General features: G+C 66.4%; 7 protein-coding genes and 1 riboswitch. Of the genes, 2 read left to right on the top strand and 5 right to left on the bottom strand.

Translation table 11 applies throughout. From position 1 onward, the window contains the following. Positions 1-121 precede the first annotated feature (121 nt). The gene (locus tag WAX14_RS19540) at positions 122-514 is read right to left on the bottom strand and encodes a hypothetical protein (RefSeq protein ID WP_422629707.1); all 393 of its coding nucleotides are present in this window, start codon (positions 512-514) and stop codon (positions 122-124) included. A 163-nt stretch (positions 515-677) separates the two neighbouring features. On the opposite strand from WAX14_RS19540, the gene WAX14_RS19545 reads away from it, so the two are divergent. Further along, a complete protein-coding gene (locus tag WAX14_RS19545; protein WP_422629708.1) occupies positions 678-1,868 on the top strand; it encodes a trans-sulfuration enzyme family protein in 1,191 nt (396 codons plus the stop codon). A gap of 127 nt (positions 1,869-1,995) precedes the next feature. Here the strand turns inward: WAX14_RS19545 and WAX14_RS19550 are convergent, their stop codons facing one another. Further along, positions 1,996-2,430 carry a hypothetical protein gene (locus WAX14_RS19550; RefSeq protein WP_422629709.1) on the bottom strand — a complete coding sequence of 145 codons (435 nt, stop codon included), beginning with the start codon at positions 2,428-2,430 and terminating at the stop codon, positions 1,996-1,998. Further along, positions 2,386-2,498, bottom strand: a riboswitch (SAM riboswitch). (Overlaps the previous gene by 45 nt.) A gap of 106 nt (positions 2,499-2,604) precedes the next feature. On the opposite strand from WAX14_RS19550, the gene WAX14_RS19555 reads away from it, so the two are divergent. Further along, complete coding sequence (locus WAX14_RS19555; protein ID WP_422629710.1) at positions 2,605-2,973, top strand: DUF1622 domain-containing protein; 369 nt, start codon at positions 2,605-2,607, stop codon at positions 2,971-2,973. A gap of 17 nt (positions 2,974-2,990) precedes the next feature. On the opposite strand, the gene WAX14_RS19560 is transcribed toward WAX14_RS19555, so the two are convergent. The 3 genes from WAX14_RS19560 to ruvX are packed head-to-tail and all read right to left on the bottom strand — an operon-like array spanning position 2,991 to position 5,960. Continuing rightward, positions 2,991-3,824, bottom strand: a complete 834-nt coding sequence (locus tag WAX14_RS19560; RefSeq protein ID WP_422629711.1) for a shikimate dehydrogenase — start codon at positions 3,822-3,824, stop codon at positions 2,991-2,993. Further along, the gene (locus tag WAX14_RS19565) at positions 3,814-5,439 is read right to left on the bottom strand and encodes an endolytic transglycosylase MltG (RefSeq protein WP_422629712.1); all 1,626 of its coding nucleotides are present in this window, start codon (positions 5,437-5,439) and stop codon (positions 3,814-3,816) included. Before WAX14_RS19565 ends, WAX14_RS19560 begins: the two co-directional genes overlap by 11 nt. Continuing rightward, positions 5,436-5,960, bottom strand: coding sequence for a Holliday junction resolvase RuvX (gene ruvX, locus WAX14_RS19570; protein WP_422629713.1), 525 nt, complete (start codon positions 5,958-5,960; stop codon positions 5,436-5,438). Before ruvX ends, WAX14_RS19565 begins: the two co-directional genes overlap by 4 nt. Positions 5,961-6,068: the final 108 nt, after the last annotated feature.

Consider the following 6,068-nt stretch of genomic DNA (forward strand, 5'->3'; position numbering starts at 1 on the left):
GCAGGCTACCGAGGCGGTGTTGTCGTTGACCGGAGCGAGCGAAACAGCATAGTATTCCGCATGACTCGTTGATCACCGCGCATCCCGCGAGCCGATCCGAAGTCCACCACTCCACGGGGCACTATCCTGCGGTGAGCCACAGCTTCGAAACGAATCCGGGGAAGCCCGCGAACAGCGGTGTGTTCAACAGGCTTTCCGCCCGGAATACCGCGTGCCCCCGGCCTCGCACACCACGCAACCGGAACGCGACGACGAGAACCACCGGATCGGCCGGATCGGCGCGGTCCGCGACAGTTTCCCGGTAGACCACCGCAGCAGAACCATCACCGAATGTCATCCTTCGACCCGTGTTCGCGACCGGGAGATGCAGGCGACGGTGCAGGAGGAGGTGCGCGGTGTGTCCGGCGCACCGCGCAAGTCGGGGCAATGCCGTGTGCCACTGCAGCGGTCGCAGTCGATCACCCTGCGCGCTACCCGACGCGGCCGGGTCCGGGGCGAACTCGTTCGCGGCCATCGCTCCATCCCGTCGTATCGACGACCCGGATCATCGATACTCTACGCCGCGCCGGGTCGCGAGGTCTGCGTTCGCGTCCGACGGGACGGCGGTTCGGTCGCGCCGACACACATCCGCAATACTCGTTCACATCCGAAACGGTCCCATCGAACGGAGCCAACACGTGACGAAGGCATCAGCGGGTCGGTCGACCCAGGCCATCCACGGCACCACGATCACCGATGCCCACGGCGCACCGCACCTACCGATCTACAACACCACGACTTTCGCATTCGAGAACACGGCGGCGCTGCTCGACGTCGCCGACGGACGCGTGCGGGGTCCGCTCTACACCCGATACGGACTGAACCCGACGATCTTCGCGCTCGAGGAAACGATGTGCTCGATCGAGGGAGCCGAGAGCGCATTGGCGTTCTGTTCCGGCATGGCCGCCGAGACCACCCTGTTCGCGCACTACGGCCGCGACGGGATCGTGTGCGTCGGCGATGCCTACGGCGGCACGATGGAACTGCTCGGTAACCAGCTCACACAGCTCGGGATCACCACCACATTCCTGCTGGGTAACGAGCTCGACCGTCTCGAAGAAGCACTCTCTGGCGGAGCGAAACTGGTGTTCTTCGAAACCCCGACCAATCCTGCACTCGGGATCTACGACATCACTGCGATCTCGGATCTGGCGCACCGGTACGGAGCAAAAGTCGCGGTGGACAACACCTTCGCCTCGCCGGTCAATCAGCGCCCCCTTGAACTCGGCGCGGACCTGGTGTCCTACTCTGCGACGAAATATCTCGGCGGACATTCCGACATCACCGCCGGATTCGTCCTCGGCGCAACCGAACTCGTGGATCCGCTCGTGAGCTGGCGCAAGAGTTTCGGGTCGGTGATCGCGCCGGAGACGGCGGCAATGCTGTCACGCAGTCTGCGCACCCTCGTCGTGCGGGTGCGACAGCACAACACGAACGCCCAAGCTGTTGCCGAAGCGATGGACGCCGATCCGCGGGTGTCGCGGGTGTTGTACCCGGGACTGCCGAGCTTCCCCGGCCACGCCCTCGCCGCCGCCCAGATGTCGGGCTTCGGCGGTGTCGTCACCATCGAGGTCGCCGCGGACACTGCCACGACGGTGCAGGTCGTCGATCGGCTCGACCTGTTCGCGTTGGCACCGAGCCTCGGTGGCGTGGAAAGCCTGGTGACGCAACCGGTCACCACCACCCACTACGACCTCTCCCCCGAGGAACGCGACCGGCGCGGGATCACCGGATCGATGATTCGCCTGTCGATCGGCCTCGAGGATGCCGATGATCTGATCGCCGACCTCACCCAGGCGCTCGACGTCGTCGGACGGCGTGACGGTTGACCGACAGGTTCGGACGCGCGCACGAATTCGGCCGTACCGCGAATCCGGAGTTCAGGAAACGCGGTACGGCACTCCGGCATTCGTCTCGTCGCCAACCGAATCGGTGGGGAGCGCGACGACACTCGGCTCACTCCTGCGCCGGACCGGCACACTCCGTCCAATTACCGGGATCGCACAGCGTGAACACGGTGCGACGGTCCGGTTCCACGCCCGGCAGCACCAGAACACGCCACCGCGGTAGCCATTCGCCGATGTCACCACCCAGTTCGAGCGCCTCGGCGATAGCACCGACGTCGTGGTGCCGGAACTCGGACCTTCTTCCGTCCCAGGACAGTGTCACGGCTCCGTCGGCTACCTCGACGAGAACGTGCACGGCGAGGTCGCGATCCGCCAGGCCGTGGCGTGCCCGGATGTGGTGGATGTGGTGGCCGTCGTGATGGGAACTGCACGTCGATGTGGCATGAACGATCGAACGGGCGATGAGAATCATCGTATTCCTCCGGGTCGGCCCCGGAATGGGGCGCTCGTGCCCGAGCCGGTCGGCGTCGGACCGCTTCGTCACCCGAGCCACCCGCGAGCGTGGGGTTGGCGTGCCGTCAAGTCGGGGCTGTGCGACGGCAACTCGTGAAGCACCGCCACTGTACCTCATGTCCGACGGCACCGACGCTTCACCCTCCGAATCCGTCTCGGGACGGTCACAATGATCCGGACGCGCGGCAGCACGGGAGGAAGCCCTATGGAGATCGCCGAGATACTGGAGAACGTCGGCTCGGCCATCGATGTGGTCGGGGTGGCGGTGATCGTGGTCGGTGCCGTCGCCTCGAGCTGGATTGCCCTGGACACCAAGCGTCGCGACCCCGACGCGCGGATCTACGTTCCGTACCGCCGGAACCTGGGCCGCTCGATCCTGCTCGGACTGGAGTTCCTGGTGGCGGCGGACATCATCAAGACCGTCGCCGTCACCCCCACATTCACCTCGGTGGGGGTGCTGGCGATCATCGTCCTGATCCGGACATTCCTGAGCTGGTCACTGCAACTCGAGATCGACGGCCGCTGGCCGTGGCAGAAGCCGATCTCTCCCGAAACCACCGATCCGCAGACATGATCGGTGCCGCGAGTCGCCTACAGACCGACGGCGCGTGCCATCTCCGCCTGCGGCGCCGGACGGTCGGTGAACTGCTCGACCTGACCGAATGCCTGATGCAGCAGCATGTACAACCCGGACACGACGACGCTGCCTCGTCGCTGCGCCGCCGACGCAAGCGGCGTGGGCCACGGATCGTAGATCGCATCGAGGATGAACGGTGCCCGCGCGAGAACCTCGGCGAACGGTTCGGCACCCAGCGCCGGGACGGTCGACACCAGCACCCCCGATTCCGCGCACACGTCGCCGAGGCTCGGATCGTCGAAGCCCACCCAGCGTGGTGTCACCCCGACCGCGTCGGCGCAGTCGAAGGTCTCGGCAGCGCGGTCCTGCGATCGTGCGACGACGACAATGTCCCGAACGCCCAGGGATGCCAACCCGACGATCGCAGGCCGGGAGGTTCCGCCGTTCCCGACGACAACGGCATAGTGCCCGCTCAGGTCGGTGATTCCGATCGTGCCGAGCGCCCCGGTGACGCCGTCGACGTCCGTGCAGTCGGCGCGCCAACCGCCGACGGTGCGCACGAGGGTGTTCGCGGAGCCGATGGTCACCGCCCGGTCGGTGCGCTGGTCGGCGTAGGCGAGTGCCGCGAACTTACCCGGCATGGTGACCGACAGGCCGACCCATTCGACGCCGAGCGAATCGACCAGCCCGGGAAGTTGCTCGCCGGTGCATTCGATTCGGTCGTAGGTCCAGTCCGTCAGCCCGAGTGCCCGATAGGCGGCCAGATGCAGTAGCGGCGACTTCGAATGCCGAATCGGACTACCGAGCACCGCGGCCTTGCGGGCGCCGGTCACGTTGTCATCGACCACTGTTGAGGATTCCGCTTTCCAGAGCTTGCTCGGTATTTGCGAGGTGTTCCGCGTAGCTGTCGGCGAACAGGGTCGTGCCCTGTGCATCGATGGTCACGAAGTAGATCCAGGTCCCCGGTTCCGGGTTCTCCACTGCCTGGAGCGCCCCGATGCTGGGCGACGAGATCGGGGTGGCGGGCAGGCCGGGGCTCGCGTAGGTATTCCACGGTGTCACCCGCGCCCGGTCCGCATCGGTCGTCGCCAGTTCGGTCTCGTCGAGGGAATAGTTGACAGTGGAGTCGAACTGCAACGGCATGTCGATCTCGAGCCGGTTGAGGATCACCCGCGCAACCTTCGCGAAGTCCGCGGGGAGCGCTTCACGTTCGACCAGAGACGCGGCGACGAGCATTTCGTAGGGCGACAAATCGACCTTGGCCGCGGCGTCGGCGATGCCGGTGCGATCGTACTGTTCGGCACTGGCCGACACGAGCCGTGCGAGAACCTCGGATGCGCTGACGGACGGATCGAAATCCCAGCTTCCCGCTGCGATGAGCCCTTCGAGCTGGCGATCACGGTCCGGCACACCGGTAACGGCGGAGCGCGCCCATTCCGGAACGCCGAGCGCAGCGAGATCGGTGCTCGCACCGGCCTCGTTGAGTTCCTCGTAGGTGAGGCAATGCGCGGTTCCGCCGTCCTCGTAACAGCTCGCTTCCGCGATCAGCGTGTAGATGCCCTTGCGGACTGCGCCGGTGTTGACGTCCCGGATGTCGTGAAGTTGGCGTCCTTCGGAGACGACCAACGCGCCGACCCTGGAGGACGGTTCGACGAGTTCGGCAACCGCATCGACCGCCGCAACGTTCGTCGCGAGACTGTAGAAGCCGGGTTGGACGGCATTCATTCCAGCGTTCTGCACAGCGGCGTTGTAGAACGCGGCAGCACTGGCAACGACACCCTTGTCGACGAGTTCGACGGAGATCTCATTGGCGGTTTCACCCGAATTGACCTGCACGATGACGGCAGGGCCGGCGGGACCGGTGAAGTCCGGCGGCAGATCGGGACCGGCGATCTTCTTATAGACGAAGAAGCCACCGCCGACGGCGAGCACCAACAGCAGCGCCACGGCGAGCGATCCGACGACACGTCCACGCTTCTTGCGCGCACCTGCCTCGCGGTCATGTGCTCGGCGTGTTCGAGACGCACCGACCGGTTGCGGTGCTTCACGCTCGTCACCGCCCCACGAGTCCGATTCGGCTTCGTCGGGCGCGGGGTAGGGGTCCTCGACAGCATGGTGGGACTGCCCACCGGTAAACTCTGCCGCACGATACCCGTCGGAACGATCGGCATAGCGATAGCCTCCGGCGTACTCGTCGTCGTACCCCCCGTAACCCGCATCGGCCGCACCCTCCGCGGTGTGCGGCGGCGGGCCGTCGAACACACCATTCTCGAAGTGCAGAACCGTCGTGGGTTCGTCGTCCGGCCGTGTGGTGGGTCGTGGGTTCGGGTCCTGTTGCGAGGCGATCCTGTCGTAGGCACCGCCGACCTTGCGTCGGCCGTCGACCGGTTCACCGCCGAAGGCGTCACCGAAGGTGTGCTGATGTGTCGCCTCGGTGTCGTCGGGCCTTCCGTGCCTGGTCACCGGCTGCTCCCCTGGTCGCCGTCCTCGGCCACGTTCAACACTGCACTCCGCTCGTCCAACCAACCCTGCAAGATGGCGACGGCCGCCGCCTGGTCGATAACCGGCCGCGCACCGCGTGCGCTGACTCCGCTTTCGCGAAGCGCGCGCGCCGCAGTGACCGTGGTGAAACGTTCGTCGGCCATTCGCACGGGAACGTCGACAAGCTGCCGCCGAAGCCTACGAGCAAATTCGCTCGCCAGTTTCGCAGCCTTGCCTGGCTCACCGCGCAGCGTCTGCGGCAGACCGACGATAACCTCCACGCCTTCATATTCGGTAACGATTTGGACAACACGCCGGATGTCGGGCGCGTCGGGCCCTCGATCCTTGGATCGCGGCACCGTCTCGACGGGCGTCGCGAGGATGCAGTCGGGGTCGCACGATGCGACACCGATCCGTACGCTGCCCACATCGATGCCGATGCGGCGGCCACGTCCCGGGTCGTCGTCTCCCGGACGGTCCGGGCCGGCGACTTCCGCCACGATCAGCCGGCCAGCTCGCGCAGTCGCGCCCGGAACGCGTCGAGCGCCGCCGGGATACCGGCGGCATCCGAACCGGAGCCCTGCGCCATGTCCGGCTTTCCGCCGCCGCGG

It is taken from the genome of Rhodococcus sp. (in: high G+C Gram-positive bacteria), assembly GCF_049299235.1.
Classification (GTDB): Bacteria; Actinomycetota; Actinomycetes; order Mycobacteriales; family Mycobacteriaceae; genus Rhodococcus.

Excerpts from the sequence above, each read along its gene's own strand:
- WAX14_RS19555 (WP_422629710.1), top strand. The coding sequence starts at position 2,605 with ATGGAGATCGCCGAGATACTGGAGAACGTCGGCTCGGCCATCGATGTG.
- WAX14_RS19540 (WP_422629707.1), bottom strand. The coding sequence starts at position 514 with ATGGCCGCGAACGAGTTCGCCCCGGACCCGGCCGCGTCGGGTAGCGCG.